The organism is Micromonospora sp. CA-246542 (genome assembly GCF_050942905.1).
Taxonomy (GTDB): Bacteria; Actinomycetota; Actinomycetes; order Mycobacteriales; family Micromonosporaceae; genus Micromonospora.
Genome location: NZ_CP192040.1, coordinates 4,743,783 through 4,760,852 on the forward strand (window position 1 = coordinate 4,743,783; position 17,070 = coordinate 4,760,852).

Consider the following 17,070-nt stretch of genomic DNA (forward strand, 5'->3'; position numbering starts at 1 on the left):
CCCGGGCACCCACGATCACCGCGACACCACCACCCGGCAGCAACTCATGGTGACCATCGACGAAGAGCCCCAAGACTCCAGGATCGAGCGGCACGCGAGCTGGGCCGAGCTGTTCTTCGACCTCGTGGCGGTGGCCGGCGTGGCCGCCCTGGCACACGTGCTCGGGCCGGAACTGGACGCCGCGGCGCTCGGTCTCTACGCCCTGTTGTTCCTGGCTCTGTGGCTGTCCTGGACGACGTTCATGTTGTACGGCAACGTAGCCGCCGGCCAGACCCGGGTGCTGCGGCTGATGGTCGGCATGTTCGGCCTCGGGACCATGGCCGCGTCCGTGCCCGGCGTGGCGCACGCCGTGCTCGAGCACGGCGACGACCTCCGTCCGCTCAACGTCTTCGCGATCGCTTACATCACCACGCGCGTCTACGGGTCCAAGTCGTGGCAACGCGGCGCCGTATTGCTGGACTTCCCGGTCGTGCAGTACTCGGCCGGACTGCTGCCCTGGTTCGCGTCGCTCTGGGCCGACGAACACTGGAAGCTCGCGCTCTGGGCCGCCGGAGTCAGCCTCGACCTGCTGCTGATCCTGGTCGTGTCCGGCAGCAGGATCCTGCAGCGGGTCCAGTCGTACCTCACCGCGCCAGAACGTACTCGACGTCGCCCTCGATCGGGAGGCCGTCCCGACCGCACGGGACCGGTCATCCATGGGGTATCGGTCGATCCGGGCCACCTGGCCGAGCGGCTGGGACTCTTCGTGATCATCGTTCTGGGCGAATCGGTGGTCCAGATCGTCGCCGCCGCCAGCGAGACGCGGTACGACCCCGGCCTGCTGGCCACCGCGATCGCGTCCTTCATCCTGCTGGCCGGCATGTTCGGCCTGTCAGTCGTCTTCGGATACGCCGGCCTGCCGCACCTGCGCGCCGGCCGGATCCCCACCCGCGCCGCCCTCGGCCTGCACTGCCTGGTCACCGGCGTCGTCGCCACCATCGCCGTACCGCTGTCCCTGGCGGTCAGCCACGGCTCCGACCCACTGCCCGGCCAAGGTCGCTGGCTGCTGTGCGGCGCGGTTGCGGCCTACTTCACCCTCGGGGTGGTCACCGGCGTCGCCAGCCACAGCTCCGATCTGCAAAGGACGATCTCACGGGTCACCACCGGCATCGCGGCCCCACTGCTGCTCGGCCTGCTCGCCACCGCCGTCAGCGCCCGAACACTCGTGGTCTACGTGGCTCTGATAGTCCTGGCCCACCTCTGGTTCGAACGACGACTGAAGCCCATTCAGCCCGCTCCCACCAACGAAGCGCCCGACCGCGCGGGCGGCTCATGAACCCTTCCAGTGAGCCAGCCATCGCACCCGAAGTGCCCGTACCGGCACAACCCGATCATTCGGCAGGTCAACTCGTCGGGCTGAAGTCCAGCGCCGGTTCCCGGCACCGTGCACCGCTTCGTCCACGCGGGGCTGTACGAGTTCGACACCTCCTGGGCACACACCCCCTCACCCACGGCACCCGCCACCTCTGAAACCGCCGTGACTCGGCCACGAACACCCCTCTCCCCTCGAATCTGACCGACCAATTAGTTACTTAGACCGAAATGGACCACATCATGAACAAGCTCCGCCCCCTCGCGGCTGCCACCTTCCTTCTGGGCCCGGTGATCTATCTCGCCGCCGAAGCGATCGCGGCCGCGGCGTGGAAATCGCCTACCTACAGCTACGCCGACAACTGGATCAGCGACCTCGGATCCGCAACCGCCGGGGTGTTCCAAGGCCGCGAACTCAACTCCCCGCTGCACGTGGTCATGAACACCGGATTCATCGTTCAGGGCATCCTCTTCGGGATCGCCGCGGTGCTGCTATCGCGGACGCTCAGCGGACGGCGCACCTTCACCGCCGTGATGGGGGTCGTAACCATGATCGGGTACATCCTGGTCGGAACCTTCCACGGTTCCCTACAGGCCCAGCAGAACGGCACGCTTCCCCTGCACTTCACCGGAGCAACGCTGGCCATCGTCGGCGGGAACGTGCTCGCCCTCGTCCTGGGCATCCACTGGCGAAAGATTCCCGAGACGCGGCTGATCGGTCTGGTCAGCATTATCGTCGCGGCGTTCGGCCTGGTCTCCGTGACCGCTCTCTTCCTCACCTTCGATGCCGGCCTGCCCTCAGGTGCGATCGAACGCGGCTCCGTCTACACCATCGTCATCTGGCAACTCGCCGTCGCCGTCGCACTCCTGCGCAGCCGGGCCGACTCCCGCGTACCCCACGTCACCGCGACCATTTAGTCCATGAGCACGGCATCCACAAGCAGCTGACCCGCCAGCTCCACAACCCCGATCGACGACCGGGAACAAGCCCCAGGTCCAAAACCACCATCACTTCCAGTGAGTCGACCCCGGTTCCCCGACGCGAGGAATCGCGTCGGGGAACCCGGAAAAACGGCGACAGCGCCTCGCATGACCGCCGCGAACAGGCGCTGGAGCGGTTGCGCCTAATGCACAGCACACCGCCCCGCTGCATGCGGGTTGCCACGAATGCGACCGCGCGCTGGAGCTTCCGCGCAGGACTCGCCGGTCACACCCGTCGGCAAGGCCGTCCAACCCGCACGCCGGCGTCTTACCCCACGGTCGCGGTATCGCGACCGAGTCGGCTGCGACGCCTGCCGCGGCGACGTTGTCGCCCCGTAGGGCTCAACTCATATTCAAGGAGGCGCCATCGTGAGCATAAACAGCATCGACGAGCAAGCACCCGTCATCTCCAGGCACAGGATCGTGATCGCCGCCCCCATCGGAACCCTGTGGCGGCTGCACACCGATGTCAACGCGTGGCCGAACTGGCAGAAGGCCATCGATCGGTCGCACCTGGAAGACGACTTCCGGCCCGGCGCGACCTTTACGTGGGAGACCTACAACCTCACCATCTCCTCCACCATCTACCAGGTCGAGCCGCAACGACACACGTTGTGGGGCGGACCCGCCGAAGGCATCACGGGAATCCACTCCTGGACATTCACCCTCGTCGACGGCGGGGTACAGGTTGACACCGAGGAGTCCTGGAGCGGCGCCCCAGTGACCGCCGACGTTGCGGGCATGCAGACCGCACTGGATGGATCACTCAAGGCCTGGCTCGATCATCTCCGCGTCGCCGCGGAGTGACCTTCACCAGCCGCAGCAACTCGGCGTGACAGCTCGGACAAGTCGCGGCCCTCGCAGGCAAGGCCGCGCGGTCGGCCGCTCGGCGTTTGACCGGTGCGCCGGTGGCGTGCGTCACGACCGGATGCGAACTCGGTCAAGGCCATCGTGCTGGCCGGTGAAATACCGGCCACCCCGGCCGGTGGTTGACTATCCGCTCTGGACGGTCCGACCGCAGGCGGCCGGACCCAGCTCGAACAGCGGCATCCGGGCATGGTCGGGGTGTGCCAACTGGGCCACCAGCACGGCGGTAGGGACATCGCCCTTGTACAGGCTGTCCCGGCTCATCGTCCACCGGCGTACCCCGGCCACCGCCTCGCCGGTAAGCGCCCGGGCCCGGTTCAGCCAGGCCGGCTCACCGCGGTGCCGGTACTGGCACAGCAGCGCGTATGCCCGGCCGGCCGAACCGCAGCACAGGTCCCCGGCCCTTCCCCCTGTCGCGTCGAACGTGCTCCACGCGGCCTGCCGGGCCAGCCGGGCCTTGCTCAACCACCACCGCAGCCGACTCGACCACGTGAACCTCCTGTCCTGGACCAGCACCACCACCGATGCCCAGAACATGCACATCCGCCACGGCTACACACCACAACCGACCATTACCCGGCCCGAAGGCCCGACCCTGAGCACCATGCGCCGAAACCCGCGCCATCACACCCCTGGCCAACCAAAGCCAGTCCCACCACAACCCAACGAATCCGCGCCATTCCATCCAGTCCTTTGAGCATGCGATCCGCAGGCCATCTGTCGACAGAAAGGACGACGACTCCCTCGCCGGGACCGCAGGCCGGACGGCCCCTCGCCTGCGCCTGTCATCCCCCTGGACCTTCCGGTAACGCCAACGGCACCGCGATGTACCCGACGTGCTCATCCCACTGTCGGACCGCTCAGAAGCTGTGCCCGACTCCATACGCGCCATTCCCGTCACGAGTTGGCGCGGCCCGGCCGGCGCCCGTCCGCGCGGATCGTGGTGATGACAGCCGCAGCCGCACCGACCGACAGTGCAATGGCGAAGCCGATCATCGTGGGTGCGAGCGGTACGTGCCGGATTATCACGCTGAACGCGATCGAGGGCAGTCCCATGCCGAGATACGCGATGACGAAGAAGACGGCGAGTACGCCAGCGCGCGACGCCGGCTCGGCTGCGATGGCCGTTTGCGTCACAGCGCCCTTGAACAACAGTCCCGCGCCACCGCCCGCCAGAATGGCTGCTACGAAAAAGAGCGATAGAGCCGGGTGGTAGAGCGAGACCGCGGTAAGGGCGAGCCCTACCGGGAACATAACAGTTCCGGTCACGAGCAGCGGTCGCTGAGAGAGTCGGCCGAGGGCAATCTGGGTCACGGCGGAGGAGCCGAACGAGGCGAACAGCGCCAGCCCGACCACGAACTGCGACGTGATGCCCAGTTGTCCTCGGACGAGGATCGCGCCGAGCGAGGAGAACAGGCCCATGACCGCGAAGGCGAAGAAGCCGATCACACCTGCGGTTCCGAACGCTACGCGCTGGCCGGCACGCAAGCGGAATCGATCGGGGCGGTCCTGGGTGCGCATCGTCCTGTCCACGGTCTCAGGGCTCAGCAGCACCAGGAAGAGCAGCACCGTCATCGCGACCGCGAATACCAGGTACGAGGTGGAAAGGGGACCGCGAACCCACTGAGTTAGAGCGCCGGCGACGACCGGGCCGAGAGCGAGACCACCGAGATTCGCCACCGATGCAACCAGCGCCGGGGTGGGCGATGCTGGCCGGTCTGGATGGGCCTGGCGGTACAGGTCACTCAGGTAGGCGGTGGAAGTGGCAGCCATCAGGCCCACCGCGACGCCGGTCAACAGGCGCCCGATGATCAGGCCGGTCAGCGACGGCGAGGCCGCGAGGACCACTGCCGCCACAATGCCGACCACGAGGGCCGGTGCGATGATGCGGCGACGGCCCATCCGGTCGGAGAGGTGACCCAGCGCCAGGAAGCTTGCGGCCGCGCCGACGACCATCACTGCGAAGGCTACCGTGACGGTCGTGGCGCCAAAGTGGTCACGCGCCTGGTAGAGCGGCCAGAGCGGAGTGGGTACCGTGCCAAATGCCATCAGCGTTAGGAAAGCGACAGCCACGGACCAGAAGCCGGAGATGTGCGAGAGCTGAGCCGTACGTGTTCGCGACGGCTGGGTCGCGGCCACTTGGTCCGCGACGGAAGGGGTGGTGCTCATGCGTCAGATGCCTTTCGGAAATCGACTTCGAGGCGTCCCTATGGATGCCCACGAATAACAACGCTGTCTGTTCCAGATCGTATGCCGAATACGCCGCGGCCGCCGCAGATGGATTCCATCGCAAATACAGATGATCGGCCGGGGGTGGTGAAGCACGACTGCGCCTCAGATCGAGACCATCTCCGTCGCAGGTCGTCGCGACGCCCGTACAAGTGTCAGGCTGTGGGTTCAGCAGGACAGGAGCGTCGCTTCACTCAAGGAGAACCAGTGACTGAACCGTGGACGAAAAGCCGCCGACATCCCGGTCGCACGTGTTGTCGCCGCATCAATCGCAGCAGGCCGCACGATGAGTGAGGTGCATCTCGGACTATTCGTGCCGCTGACCCCCGCCGATCGGTCGGCCATCCACGACCGGGTGCTATCCGCCGAAGCGGCCGGTTTCGACTGGGTCGCATTGATGGACCATCCTTACGTGCCGGACAGCCTGGAAATCGTGGCACTCCTCGGCTACCTTGCATCCGCGACGACTCGCATCAATTTCGTGTCGAATGTCTTTAACCTGCCGCTACGGCCGGCAGCGATGCTCGCCAAATCCGCCGCGACGCTCGACATCCTGTCCGGCGGCAGGCTCGCAGTAGGACTCGGCGCGGGAACCCAGTGGGATCGAATCGAGAGCCTTGGCGGGCCGCAACTCAGTCCCGCAGAGGCATTCCAGGCCGTCGTCGAGGCGGTCGAGGTAATGCGGGCAGTCTGGGGCACTGCCGCGACGGTCACGGCTGGCGGCAGATTTCACCGGCTGCAGAACGCCGTCCCCGGGCCGCGTCCGACTCACCCTATCAAGCTGTTGATCGGTGGTGCGGGCAACCGGATGCTCGACCTCACAGGGCGGCGGGCCGATGGGTGGATCGCGCCAATCGGCACGCCGTTCGAGAGCAAGCCGGCTGCTCAGGATCGAATCAGCGCCGCGGCAGTCGCATCTGGGCGCGATCCCCGAGACGTGCAGCGGATCATCCAAGTGGTCGGATCGATTGTGGACCGCAGCTCCACCACCGCCGCTCCTCGCAGCGGACCGGGCAACCAACCCGTCCGCGCGACCGCCGACGGTTGGATTGCAATCATTGTGGAGTTCGTCCGAGAGCATGGATACGACGGAGTGAACCTGATTCTGGAAACGCACACCGATGAACAGGTACGACGGTTCGAAACCGACGTGCTGCCCGCCGCGCGCGCCGTCCTCAAAGGCTGACTTGGATGAAGTCGCTCCGATTCCGCGTACCCGGCTCCTGATGGTATGGCAACAACTTCGATCTATGACCTGCAGCCGCAACTCGCCGCAAACCGCCGGTACTGGACTGGCTGGGATGGCAGCGAGCCCGACACCGACCTGCCGATCTATCGCACGGGCCTCCCGCAAGGCCTGCTCAACGGAGTCCTACGGGTCCGCAACCGGCCACTCGACGACGCGGTCGAAGAGGCCATGGGGCAGCTCGCTGGGTCGCGATGGAGCTGGTGGGTCGGCGCCGACAGCGACGTGGGCACAGCCGAGGGACTGTTCGCGCTTGGTGCCACGCAGAGCAGTGACATGCCGGTCATGGCGATCGACGTCACCAAAGTCGCCACCTACGACACACCGCGCAACCTGAGAATCCGCCCGGTGACCAGCAAAAAAGAGATGCAGGAGTACGTACGGGCGTATGCCGGGCCGCTCGGCTTCCCGGACGGCCCCCTCGACGCACGCGTCGACCGAGAGCTGGATTTCACCTATCCCGACGTGGTCCGACTCGCCGCGGTCATTGACGGCAAGACCGTCGGCACCTGCACTCTCTCACTCGGCACCGGCGTGGGTGCCCTCTACAGCACCACCACCGACGCCGACTACCGACGCCGGGGAATCGCGACAGCCCTCATCCTGGAGTCGCTGCGGATCGTCCGTGAGTCCGGGCGACGCATCGTTACTTTGCAGGCGAGCAGCGACGGTGAGCCGGTGTACCGGCGCATCGGCTTCGAGACCGTGACGCGCTACCGTCTATTCCAGTTTCCTCAGTAGCTGCTGGGCAGCCGTCAACGATCCAGCGACGCACCGGTCAAGGGCGTTTCTCAGGGAACAGCTCGGAACGGGGCTCGCCGAGATCTTCGCGCTCAATCATGAGGAGCTCGCGGCCGCCAAGAGGTCGGGCACCCTCTCGGCGGCCGCGAGTTGCTCGAGGCCCTTAATGAACAGCCTGGTCAGCGCGCAGCCGGATACCAGGTGCCTGGGTTTGCCAGGGCGGCGAACTGGACGCCATCGGCAATCCGGCGGATCTCCGCGGCGGACAGGGTTCCGGAGGGGTCGAAGACTTGGGCGTAGTACTTGCTGTCAATCTTGATGTCACAAGACTGCCGACCGCACGGCGGATCGAGGGGATGCCGGTACGGTCCCTCGGTGCCATTTGGTTCCACCGTGACCCAGATCGCTGGGACCTTGCCCGTCTCGAGGTCAATCGGCTCGGTCAGGGAGTCGAAGGCGACATCCTTCTTCGCGTACCAGCTCTCGGCCACTACTTCGCCTTCCAGCAACGCCCGGCCGCGGCCTGCGGCGGCCAGCTGCCAGCCGTTGGGGAGGTACGTCAGCCGGAAGGGAAGCGTCACCGGTGCCGGCCCGCTGGTGGTGAACCGCTCCGCCAGCTGTCGCAGGATCTCGGCGGGTACTCCCCGATCTTCGTTATCGCTGGACTCAAGGGTGGCCCAGGCGCCGTCGGTGTACTGCCAGGCGAGGGCCGGCAGGTGGACGGTCATCGCCTTCGGATTCGTGTGCGATTCGATGTCCGGCCCCCCGACGTGAATCGTGGCCGCCAGCGTGGTTTCGTAGCCGTCCCGGCCACCGATCCGGACCGTCGTTCCGGCGCGGTAGCGATCCGGCTGGAACACGCCAGGCTGGTAGACGGTAAGGGCGCCGGCATCAACGGTGATCCGTTGCCCGTCCCCCACGTCGATGTTGGAGCGCCGGATCACCGACCGCTGATAGCCGAGGGTGACCTGCTGCGGCGCGGTCACCTCGAAGTCGCCAAACTTGTACCCGCTGACAGTCGCGGTGAACTCGGGGGACCTGGCAGACGCCGTGCTGCTCGCCTCAGCCACCGCTGCCGGTCCGCCCACGGTGGCCGCACTGTCCGGCTGCGGCGCACTCGATGTGACGATCAGTGCGGCGCTGACAACGGCTGCCACGCCTCCCGCCACGCCGGTAGACCGGATGACGAACCTGCGCCGGGCACGCTGCCGACCGGCGGTGACGACGTTGTCCACGGTCATTCGCGTCGGCGGCGGATCCGACTTCGCCAGTTCCAGTAGGCGACGAATATCGCTCATTGTTGTATCGCTCCGTTCTACCTGATCGTGACTTCCAACTGGTCTGCCGACAGCGCGGTCCGCAGTGCACCAAGGCCCTTGGCGGTCTGACTCTTGACCGTGCCTCTGCGGCGTCCCAGCACCTCGGCCGTCTCATCCACGCTGAGTCCCTCGTAGAACCGCAACACCAGTACCGCGCGCTGGCCCGGCGGCACCTCCCGCAGCGCGTCCCGTACGTGCGTCAGCTCGTCCGCTCGGCCCTGCTCGCCGGGTGTCGGCCCATCGAGCAGTTCGGGACTGGTCGAGCGCTCCCGCCGCCAGGGGCGCCGCGTCTCGTCGATCGCGGCGTTGACGACCATCCGCCGGGCGTAGGAGTAGAGCATTACGACCCGCGACCAGCGCGTATAGAGCTTGGCCAACACGGTCGAGACCGCGTCCTCCGCAAGCTGCCAGTCACCGCAGGTGAGGTAGGCCAAGCCGCGTAACGACTCCATCCGGGAAGTGACGAACTCGCGGAATTCTTCCTCGTCGTCCTTGTGCACTCGCGTGGCTCCTTCCGTCCGCGCTACAGACGGCAGCAGTGGCCGTCCAGGTTGCCCGTTCGCCCGGAAATCTTTTTTGCACTCACCGGCCGGCACCGGCGCTGCGATATGCCGCCAGACGGGATGCAACGGTTGTTGCGGACTCGCCTATCAAGGGTTCAGCGTGGTCAAGCACCGATGGGCCGTCGAGCGCACATTGGGCCGGCTCATATGCCACCGCCGGCTCCTGCGCGACTACGGAGCCCGCCCGACAACTCAGCCGGCGTGATCACCATGAACTGGCCCTAGGCGCCTACGACCGGATGATCGGCCTGGATTTGGCCGACGTCAGCGCCGACGGCACGATCACCAAGGCGCCGTGCTGCGGCGACCGGGCCGGCCGCTCACCGGTCGACCGCGCCAAGGCAGCATGAAACGCTCCACCGGCGTTGACGGCTACGGCATCCCGCTCGGCGTCACCGGCGCCCCGGCCAACCGGCACGACTCGCCGCTGCTGCGCGACACCTTCGAAGTGTGCGGCACCCGGCTGCGCCATCATTGGCCTGAGCAGGTCACAGCCCACCTCGACCGCAGCTACAACAGCAAGCACACCCGCCTGCTCGACGAGATCGGCTTCGACGCGCAGATCGCTCGCAAGGGCATGCCCACACCCATCCAAGTTGGCAAACGCTGGATGGTAGAGCGGACAAACTCGTGGATGAACGAATTCGGCAAGATCCGCCGCTGCACCGACCGCAACGCTGCGATCATTGACTCTTACCCCTACCTGGCACCGCAGCGATCATCACCGTACGTCATCTCATCCAACGGGCACGAACCCTCTACCGCTGGGACACCAGGTCCACCACCCGCCGACTCAAGTGACACCTATTGCCGGTCGCTCTTATCCGACAACGGCCGGCGATCGCCGCTGAGGATGCGGGATCGCCGGCCGAGGTCGGTCAGCGCTGCTTTCGGTCCATCGTGGTCGTCATCTGCTGATATGTACGGCCACTGCGCTCCGATTAGGCAGTTACGCCACCGCGACGACGGCGTCAGGTTGAGACATGAGAAGAGGGCTGTCGGTTACCGGGCGGGCTTGGTAGGCAGGTCAGTCCCCGGGGCAGGCTTGGTAGGCAGGTCAGTCCCCGGGGCAGGCTTGGTAGGCAGGTCAGTCCCCGGGGCAGGCTTGGTAGGCAGGTCAGTCCCCGGGGCAGGCTTGGTAGGCAGGTCAGTCTCGGGGAGCCGTCCGCTTGGCGCGGACGGCTGCGGGGTGGTGTGTTGGGTCGCTGCTACGGCGATCGGCGCGCCGAGCAGGATCGCGGCCAGCACGCCCGCCCCGCTAAGCATGATCGCGCTGCGTCGGCGGTGTCGGAGCCGTTGCTCGGCACGAGGCAGATGGTTGTTCATGATGAGTGCCTCCTCGGCGAGATCGGAGAGGGTGGTGCGGATGAGATGTTCGAGATGCGTGCTCATCGCCGTACCTCCAGGAGTTCGACGTCCGGCAGGAGCTCGCGCAGCCGCGTGACCGCGCGGTGGGTCCGGCTGCGTACCGTCCCAGTGGAGCAGCCCAGCGCCTCGGCTACCTGGGTCTCGGTCAGGTCCTCGTAGTAGCGCAGGACCAGCACCGTGCGCTGCGCCGGCGGCAGCAGCCGCAGCGCCGCGCGCATCGCCAGGCGGACGTCGGTGCCGCCGTTCGGATCGGGCTCGACTGGCTCTACCGCGCCGCTGAGCATGGACTCCCGACGATGGCGCAGCCGCCGCCACCAGCTGACCTGCTCCCGGTACATCACCGCTCGTAGGTAGCCCTCCGGGTCGGCGTTGCGTAGCGTCTGCCACTTCGGGATGGTCTTGGCCAGCGCTGACTGGAACAGGTCTTCGGCCGCGTGTCGATCGCCCGTGAGCAGATACGCGACCCGTATCAGCGCCGGTGTCCGGCTGGTCACGAACTCAGCCAGCTGCGCCCGGTCGTCCTCGTTCACCAACCCCCCCAGTCAATTGTTGTCACGTATAAAGACGCCGGAGACCGGTTCAGCTATCCACCCGCCGGGCACAATCTCTTGCCACGCCGCGTACGGTCGAGCATCGGCTGGTGCAGCGGACGCAGGTGCTGCTGCGCGCCGCGGGGGCCCATCCGCTGGGCTGTTACCGTCGACGGATCCCGGACCGGGTCGTGTTCGAGCACGTCGTAGCCGCTTTGGTGCATGTGATCCGGCTATGGACGCGTCGCGTCGGCTGACTGTTCGGACCGGACGATCCGGCGGTCGACCGCAGCAAGGGCGGCATGAGGCGCTGAACCGGCGCTGCGGCCAACCGGCACGACCCGCCACCGCTGCGCGACACCGTCGAAGCGTGCGGCGCCAACTCCGCCATCACTGGCCCGAGCAGGTCACGGCCCACCTAGATCGCGCTTACGACAGCAACCGCACCCGTGAGCTGCTCTACGAGATAGGCTTCGACGCCGACACCGCCCACGAGGGCGTGCCCGCCCCGATCCAAATCGGCAAGCGGTGGGTAGTCGAGCGCACGAACTCGTGGATGAACGACGTCCGTCGCCGATCGGCCCGGGTCACCGGCGTGTGATTACTAGCCGACCGGGAATCCGCGCTGCTCGGCGGTGGCCTCCTGAAGGTGTTCGGCGAAGGCCCGAGCTGCCGCCGATAGCTCCTCGCCGCGAGGCAACGCCAGCTGTAAGTTCCTGGACGGATGGTGATCACGAACTTCACGACGGAGCAGAACGCCGTCCGGGCGGGAAAGTGCGGAGAGAGCGACGCCCACCGGCGCAAACCCAATGCCCAACCCTGCTGCCACCAACTCGATGAGAAGCACCCACTCATTGACCTCGCAGCGAATCCGCCGTTGCAGGCCCTGGGCGGCGAACGCGGCGTCGTTCACAAGGCGTGCGGACCATCCCTCGTGAACTTCTACGAACCACTCCTCAGTCAGATCCCGCAGACTGATCTCGCCCATTGCGGCAAGGGGATGGTCGTTCCGGCAAATCAGCATCAGCGGCTCAGCGACGAGATCGATCAGCCGCACAGAGGTCTCCCTTCCCGGCAGGGATGGGACCACCGCACAATTCAATCGACCCTCCTCGACCTGCCGCACCATGTTGAGCGCGGAGTCCTGGGTGACGCGCACGTCGACGCCGGGATACATATGAGCGAAACCTGCCAACGAAGCCGCCAGCGGAACCAGGTATTCGGCAGACTGCATCGCGCCAACTCGCAAGGATCCGGTCAGCACCGCGCTCGTGTCCCGGACAAGGGCGCGAGCGTCGTGAGCCGCCGACAAAATCCGTCGTGCCGGCCCGAGCAGCGCCGCGCCTGCGTCAGTAAGACGGACCGGGCGCGTACCCCGTACGTACAGCAGCGAGCCCACGCTGCGTTCAAGAGCATGGATGGAGTTCGACAGGCCGGACTGGACGATCCTTTCCCGAACGGCAGCCTGGGTGACAGCGCCCTCCTCGGCCAATGCTACGAAGTGGCGCAGTTGACGCAACTCCATGCACCCAACCCCCGATCTGCGATGACTGTACGAGCATCCCGTCCATGGAGCGCGGAGATGCAATCGACGACGAATCTACCCGCAGACCCGTCTCGATTCAGTGATCCGTCCAACACGTTTGGCACCCACATGCTAGATACACGAATGCGTGAAGACGGTTACTCCGAGAGTCTGAAGAGACGGTAACGCGTCACCGTCTCGAAGCCGATCTTCCGGTACACCCGCTCGCCCTCTTTGCTCGCCTGAAGTGTGGCGATGCGCCGGCCGGAGCCGCGGGTGATCCGCAGCGCCTCCTGGGTGAGAGCGGTCGCGATGCCGCGACGGCGGAAGCCAGGGTCGGTCGCAACGCAGTAGAGGGCCCCGACATCGGTGCCGAGCGATAGCGTGCACGTGCCGACGGTCTTGCCGTCGACGATGCCAGCAAGCCGGACCACGTCCAGGAATGCGAAATCCAACTCCCGGTCGACGACGACACCAAGGTCGCCGGAGAAGCCGAGCGGTCCCGCGTATGCCTCGACGTACTCCTGCATCTCCGCCCGGTCGACGACGGTCCGGATCTCCAGGCCGGCCGGAGCCTCGGTCTGCGCTACGGTCGTCACGTCCACCGCCATGACCGGCATGTCGCCGATCTGCTCGGCGCCGCGGGCAATCAGTCCCTCGGCCGTGCCCTCATCGCTGTCCGCCCCCACCCACCAACCCCACCTCGAGCCGGTCAAGTGCTGCTTCGCCCCAGCGATCGCGGCGTCGAGCGGCTGATTTCGGGTGCGTAGCACTCCGTTGAGCAGGACGTGCTGAATGTCCGTGCGATAGGTCGGCAGGTCGGTGTCAGATGGCGCACCCGCCCAACCGCACCAGTACCGGCGGTTGGCGGCGAGCTGCGGCTCCAAGTCGTGAATCGATTGGGTTGTCATGCCCTCAAGACTCGATCCGGCTGCCACAAGTTCGATTGCTGGGCCAGGAATCTTGAAGTGCTGGCTGCACGATGTGCATTACAGCCGCACCTCAGTCACCTGGCCTTTCTTCTCGCCAACCAGCAAGGTTCGTCCAGGTTGTTGGCCTCACTGATCTGCGGGACGCGCCCCGACCTGACGGACGGCACCCTTTCGGAGCCGCCACCAGACTCCGCGATTTGTGATCTTTACGCCGGGTGCGCCGCTGCTGACTGGGTAGTGGACTACCGCGCCCAGGTCGACGTGCCCGCCGACCCCATCGAGGACTGGGAGACACTCAAGCGCGTGGCACCCAACCCCTTGGTCCCCACGTACGGCGAAGCGACCGCCGCGGCCCTGACCGACGACGAACGCGAACGTCTCGACACGTACATGACCGCCCTGGCCGCGGCCGGCACGCCGCACGATGGCCACCGCGTTCCTTCGCGCACGGCGTCCGCACAGCAGCAACGCCGTTTAGCGGAGCGGTGTTCGCTCCAGGTCTGCTGATCGAAACCTGCGACACCTCGCACGTTCAGCTTGCTAGACCATCCGACCGCCGGCGTTTCCGCGTCGAATGTGGCCTGCCACCCTCACGGAGCCGGGTGGCCTCGCGCAGCGCCACTTCGCGGCCGGTACGGGCGAAGTCGGTCAGCAGGCACAGTTGGTCGTCGGTGAACCCGGCGATGCGCTCGGTCAGGTACGCGGCCATCGGCTGGTAGAGCGCGGACAGCTCGTCGGTCCGGTCGGGCCTGGCGTGCACGGTGATCCGGCGGCGGTCGTGCGGATCATGCTTGCGGCGGACCAGGCGCTGCGCCTCCATCCGGTCGAGCATCTTGCTCACCGCGCCGGTGGTCATGCCCATCCGTTCGGCGAGCTGAGTGGGTGTGACGGCAAGACCCGCGCTGACGAGGTTGAGGCAGTGCAGGTCGTTGACCGGTACGCCGAGCTGGTCGGCGACCGCCGACTGGAACAGCGCGGTGGCGCTGACGAACTGCGGGATCTCCACCCAGGCAGCCGCAACGAGCGCCTCGTGCCCCGTTGACATGCTCACCTCCTTCAGGATAGCTTCCTCAGGAAGTTACTTCTTGAAGAAGCTACTTGCTGAGTGGGATGACACCCGTCGAAAGCCTAGAACAGGAACGAGATGGCATGGCTCACGCACTGATCATCGGCGGCGGTGTCGCGGGTCCCACCGCCGCCATCGCACTCCAAAAAGTCGGAGTCGACGCCAGCGTCTACGAGGCGTATGCCACCACGGCTCACGACGTGGGTGCCAGCATGGGCATCTCCCTCAACGGTCTCGACGCGCTACGCACCCTCGACGCGCACACAGTCGTCCGCGACGCCGGATTTCCCGTACCCCGCGGCGTCATGTGGCTCGGCAACGGCAGATGCCTTGGCGAAGGACACACCGGCACTCCACTGCCCGACGGGACACTCCCCATCGTCATCGGCCGCTACGACCTGTACGCCGCGCTGCGTCAGGAGGCCCTCCGCCGTGGCGTGCCCATCCACCACGGCAAGCGCCTGGCCCACATCGGACAACGCGGTGACCGGGTCGCCGCAGTTTTCACCGACGGCACGGAAGCTGTCGGCGACCTGCTCATCGGCGCCGACGGCATCGGCTCGACGACCCGGCACTTTGTCGACCCGCACGCACCACAACCCCGATACGTCGGGCTCGTCGGCACGGGCGGGATCGCCCGCATCGCCACACCGCAGTCCGATCCCGGTGTGATGAATATGGTCTTCGGCAGGCGGGCGTTCTTCGCCTCCATGGCCAGTCCGGACGGCAGCGTCTGGTGGTTCGCCAATCTGCCCCGGGCCGACGAACCCACCGCAGCCGACCTTGCCGCGACTTCCGGCGCGCAATGGCAACAGCGATTGCTGCAAGTCTTCGCCGGGGACAGGTCGCCGGCCGCGCAGCTCATCCGCGCGACACCGCCGGACTACACGTGGTTTCCCATGCACGACATGGATGCCCCGAAGCGGTGGCACCGCGGACGCGTCGTCCTGATCGGTGACGCCGCACACGTGAGCTCACCCAGCTCCGGCCAAGGCGCGTCGATGGCCTTCGAGGACGCCGTGCAACTGGCCCGCTGTCTGCGAGATCGAGACGATCCGCCTGCGGCGTTCCACGCGTACCAACGGTTGCGCGCCAACCGAGTCAGCAAGGTGCTGGCGGGAGCCAAGCAGGTCAACCGCAGCAAGGCGGCCACCGGCGTGAGTCGAGTCCTGCGCGACGTGACGTTCCCCCTGTTCGTGAGGAAATTCAGCACCCCTGAGGCGTTTGCCTGGCTGTACGACCACCGCATCGACTTCGACCGACCGATAGACGATCAGCAGCGTCCATAAGGCGTTTGATGCGAGGTCAGACGGTCTGCTGACGCGCGTCTCGGGCCGGTTCGGCTGGCACGGTTGCTGCACTTGCTAGGCAAAGAGCCAGCGGTATCGGAGCGTCGTCGAACTCGGTTCGCAGCTCGCGCTGCCGTGTGGGGCCAGGGTGCATCGCAGCCGCCGCAGCTCCAGATCGGCAGCACCGGGCCGCGCATCGCCATGCGCGGCCTCCGAGCAGCGCCGCCGTCATCGACCGCGCCGGCCGCTCGCCCAGTCCACCTGCCAGCGTGGGTACGGCGTAAGCCGCGACCACCACGCCCGACAGCCAGTGCAAGGGCCGGCAGGCCGTGGGGTCGCGCCGCCTCTGCTCACCGACGCTGGGATGAGTGCCCTGGCTGACTCCGTCGACCTCAGCATGATCGCGTCCTGACCACGTTCCCCATAGCCTTGCTCGGACGAAACGAAAGAGCCGCCCGCCCCTACCACCGAGACCAGACGACCGGCCACCACGAAAATCAGCTAGTCGAGCTTCACGATGTACCCCTCGTCAGCACACGCCGTCTGCAACCCCGACACGTGCGTCCCCATCGGCCCGATCAGCGCCAACGCACCCCCGCCGTCCTCCATGCCCTGCACTTGCCACAGAATGTCGATCAGCGCCGTCCCGTGCTCCCGGATCTTCGGCTTCCGCGAATCCTCGAAAATCTTCCGCGCTTCCCGGTACTCGGCCTCCGTCAACTTGTCGTCATCCGCCGACTTCGGTTTGCCGTCCATCTGCTTGCCGTCGGCCATCGCCTTGCAGGCGGCGATCCCCGAGTCCTCGCGAATGAGCCCGTCGTAGACGACGTAGCCGCCGACGCCGAGCACGAGAACGGCGGCGAACGCGAGCGCGGCGACGATGAGCGGCTTACGGCTCGACTTGGCCGGCTGCGGCGGCACGGCCTGCCCGGGATAGCCGATCCCGGGATCATGGGCGCCGACCTGGCCGGGCTGGTACTGCTGCGGCGGGTAGCCGGTGCCCTCCGGCTGGTTGGAATGCTGCGGCTGCTGGGTGTGGTACGGGTCGGTCAAGGCCTACTCCC

16 protein-coding genes and 1 pseudogene are annotated in these 17,070 nt (G+C 66.7%); 8 read left to right on the top strand and 9 right to left on the bottom strand.

The window, feature by feature from the left end:
- Positions 1-46 precede the first annotated feature (46 nt).
- The 3 genes from ACQP0N_RS21980 to ACQP0N_RS21990 all read left to right on the top strand — a co-directional run bounded on the left by ACQP0N_RS21980 (position 47) and on the right by ACQP0N_RS21990 (position 3,138).
- On the top strand, positions 47-1,315 hold the full coding sequence (locus ACQP0N_RS21980) for a low temperature requirement protein A (RefSeq protein WP_433113743.1): 1,269 nt from the start codon (positions 47-49) through the stop codon (positions 1,313-1,315).
- Between the two features lie 278 nt (positions 1,316-1,593).
- A complete protein-coding gene (locus ACQP0N_RS21985) occupies positions 1,594-2,268 on the top strand; it encodes a DUF998 domain-containing protein (RefSeq protein WP_433113745.1) in 675 nt (224 codons plus the stop codon).
- Between the two features lie 432 nt (positions 2,269-2,700).
- A complete protein-coding gene (locus ACQP0N_RS21990; protein WP_433113747.1) occupies positions 2,701-3,138 on the top strand; it encodes an SRPBCC family protein in 438 nt (145 codons plus the stop codon).
- A 186-nt stretch (positions 3,139-3,324) separates the two neighbouring features.
- On the opposite strand, the gene ACQP0N_RS21995 is transcribed toward ACQP0N_RS21990, so the two are convergent.
- Both ACQP0N_RS21995 and ACQP0N_RS22000 read right to left on the bottom strand, forming a co-directional pair.
- Complete coding sequence (locus tag ACQP0N_RS21995) at positions 3,325-3,735, bottom strand: hypothetical protein (protein ID WP_433113749.1); 411 nt, start codon at positions 3,733-3,735, stop codon at positions 3,325-3,327.
- A 360-nt stretch (positions 3,736-4,095) separates the two neighbouring features.
- On the bottom strand, positions 4,096-5,367 hold the full coding sequence (locus ACQP0N_RS22000) for an MFS transporter (RefSeq protein ID WP_433113751.1): 1,272 nt from the start codon (positions 5,365-5,367) through the stop codon (positions 4,096-4,098).
- Positions 5,368-5,713: 346 nt separating this feature from the next.
- Here ACQP0N_RS22000 and ACQP0N_RS22005 point away from each other — a divergent pair, with 346 nt between their 5' ends.
- Both ACQP0N_RS22005 and ACQP0N_RS22010 read left to right on the top strand, forming a co-directional pair.
- Complete coding sequence (locus ACQP0N_RS22005; RefSeq protein ID WP_433113753.1) at positions 5,714-6,613, top strand: LLM class flavin-dependent oxidoreductase; 900 nt, start codon at positions 5,714-5,716, stop codon at positions 6,611-6,613.
- 45 nt (positions 6,614-6,658) lie between these two features.
- A complete protein-coding gene (locus ACQP0N_RS22010) occupies positions 6,659-7,414 on the top strand; it encodes a GNAT family N-acetyltransferase (protein WP_433113755.1) in 756 nt (251 codons plus the stop codon).
- Positions 7,415-7,593: 179 nt separating this feature from the next.
- Here the strand turns inward: ACQP0N_RS22010 and ACQP0N_RS22015 are convergent, their stop codons facing one another.
- From ACQP0N_RS22015 to ACQP0N_RS22025, 3 genes are all read right to left on the bottom strand, one after another.
- Positions 7,594-8,712 carry a hypothetical protein gene (locus ACQP0N_RS22015; protein WP_433113757.1) on the bottom strand — a complete coding sequence of 373 codons (1,119 nt, stop codon included), beginning with the start codon at positions 8,710-8,712 and terminating at the stop codon, positions 7,594-7,596.
- A gap of 17 nt (positions 8,713-8,729) precedes the next feature.
- Positions 8,730-9,233, bottom strand: a complete 504-nt coding sequence (locus ACQP0N_RS22020) for a SigE family RNA polymerase sigma factor (protein ID WP_433113759.1) — start codon at positions 9,231-9,233, stop codon at positions 8,730-8,732.
- 1,451 nt (positions 9,234-10,684) lie between these two features.
- On the bottom strand, positions 10,685-11,194 hold the full coding sequence (locus tag ACQP0N_RS22025) for a SigE family RNA polymerase sigma factor (RefSeq protein WP_357128550.1): 510 nt from the start codon (positions 11,192-11,194) through the stop codon (positions 10,685-10,687).
- A 149-nt stretch (positions 11,195-11,343) separates the two neighbouring features.
- Between ACQP0N_RS22025 and ACQP0N_RS22030 the strand changes: the two are divergent.
- A pseudogene (locus ACQP0N_RS22030) lies at positions 11,344-11,756 on the top strand (hypothetical protein); the annotation flags it as partial.
- Positions 11,757-11,798: 42 nt separating this feature from the next.
- Here the strand turns inward: ACQP0N_RS22030 and ACQP0N_RS22035 are convergent.
- Both ACQP0N_RS22035 and ACQP0N_RS22040 read right to left on the bottom strand, forming a co-directional pair.
- Positions 11,799-12,719, bottom strand: a complete 921-nt coding sequence (locus tag ACQP0N_RS22035) for a LysR family transcriptional regulator (protein WP_357128547.1) — start codon at positions 12,717-12,719, stop codon at positions 11,799-11,801.
- Positions 12,720-12,877: 158 nt separating this feature from the next.
- Positions 12,878-13,630 (bottom strand): GNAT family N-acetyltransferase, encoded by a 753-nt coding sequence (locus ACQP0N_RS22040; protein ID WP_433113762.1) that lies wholly within the window; start codon positions 13,628-13,630, stop codon positions 12,878-12,880.
- A gap of 57 nt (positions 13,631-13,687) precedes the next feature.
- Here ACQP0N_RS22040 and ACQP0N_RS22045 point away from each other — a divergent pair, with 57 nt between their 5' ends.
- A complete protein-coding gene (locus ACQP0N_RS22045; protein WP_433113763.1) occupies positions 13,688-14,158 on the top strand; it encodes a hypothetical protein in 471 nt (156 codons plus the stop codon).
- Positions 14,159-14,183: 25 nt separating this feature from the next.
- On the opposite strand, the gene ACQP0N_RS22050 is transcribed toward ACQP0N_RS22045, so the two are convergent.
- Positions 14,184-14,696: a MarR family winged helix-turn-helix transcriptional regulator gene (locus ACQP0N_RS22050; protein WP_433113765.1), complete on the bottom strand. Its 513-nt coding sequence runs from the start codon at positions 14,694-14,696 to the stop codon at positions 14,184-14,186.
- Between the two features lie 104 nt (positions 14,697-14,800).
- On the opposite strand from ACQP0N_RS22050, the gene ACQP0N_RS22055 reads away from it, so the two are divergent.
- A complete protein-coding gene (locus ACQP0N_RS22055; protein WP_433113767.1) occupies positions 14,801-16,006 on the top strand; it encodes an FAD-dependent monooxygenase in 1,206 nt (401 codons plus the stop codon).
- 501 nt (positions 16,007-16,507) lie between these two features.
- Here the strand turns inward: ACQP0N_RS22055 and ACQP0N_RS22060 are convergent.
- Positions 16,508-17,059: a hypothetical protein gene (locus ACQP0N_RS22060; RefSeq protein ID WP_433113769.1), complete on the bottom strand. Its 552-nt coding sequence runs from the start codon at positions 17,057-17,059 to the stop codon at positions 16,508-16,510.
- Positions 17,060-17,070: the final 11 nt, after the last annotated feature.

Coding starts and splice junctions, on each gene's coding strand:
- ACQP0N_RS22035 (WP_357128547.1), bottom strand. CDS start 12,719: ATGGAGTTGCGTCAACTGCGCCACTTCGTAGCATTGGCCGAGGAGGGC.
- ACQP0N_RS22015 (WP_433113757.1), bottom strand. CDS start 8,712: ATGAGCGATATTCGTCGCCTACTGGAACTGGCGAAGTCGGATCCGCCG.
- ACQP0N_RS21980 (WP_433113743.1), top strand. CDS start 47: ATGGTGACCATCGACGAAGAGCCCCAAGACTCCAGGATCGAGCGGCAC.
- ACQP0N_RS22050 (WP_433113765.1), bottom strand. CDS start 14,696: ATGTCAACGGGGCACGAGGCGCTCGTTGCGGCTGCCTGGGTGGAGATC.
- ACQP0N_RS21985 (WP_433113745.1), top strand. CDS start 1,594: ATGAACAAGCTCCGCCCCCTCGCGGCTGCCACCTTCCTTCTGGGCCCG.
- ACQP0N_RS22010 (WP_433113755.1), top strand. CDS start 6,659: ATGGCAACAACTTCGATCTATGACCTGCAGCCGCAACTCGCCGCAAAC.
- ACQP0N_RS22055 (WP_433113767.1), top strand. CDS start 14,801: ATGGCTCACGCACTGATCATCGGCGGCGGTGTCGCGGGTCCCACCGCC.
- ACQP0N_RS22005 (WP_433113753.1), top strand. CDS start 5,714: ATGAGTGAGGTGCATCTCGGACTATTCGTGCCGCTGACCCCCGCCGAT.
- ACQP0N_RS22040 (WP_433113762.1), bottom strand. CDS start 13,630: ATGACAACCCAATCGATTCACGACTTGGAGCCGCAGCTCGCCGCCAAC.
- ACQP0N_RS22000 (WP_433113751.1), bottom strand. CDS start 5,367: ATGAGCACCACCCCTTCCGTCGCGGACCAAGTGGCCGCGACCCAGCCG.
- ACQP0N_RS21995 (WP_433113749.1), bottom strand. CDS start 3,735: ATGTTCTGGGCATCGGTGGTGGTGCTGGTCCAGGACAGGAGGTTCACG.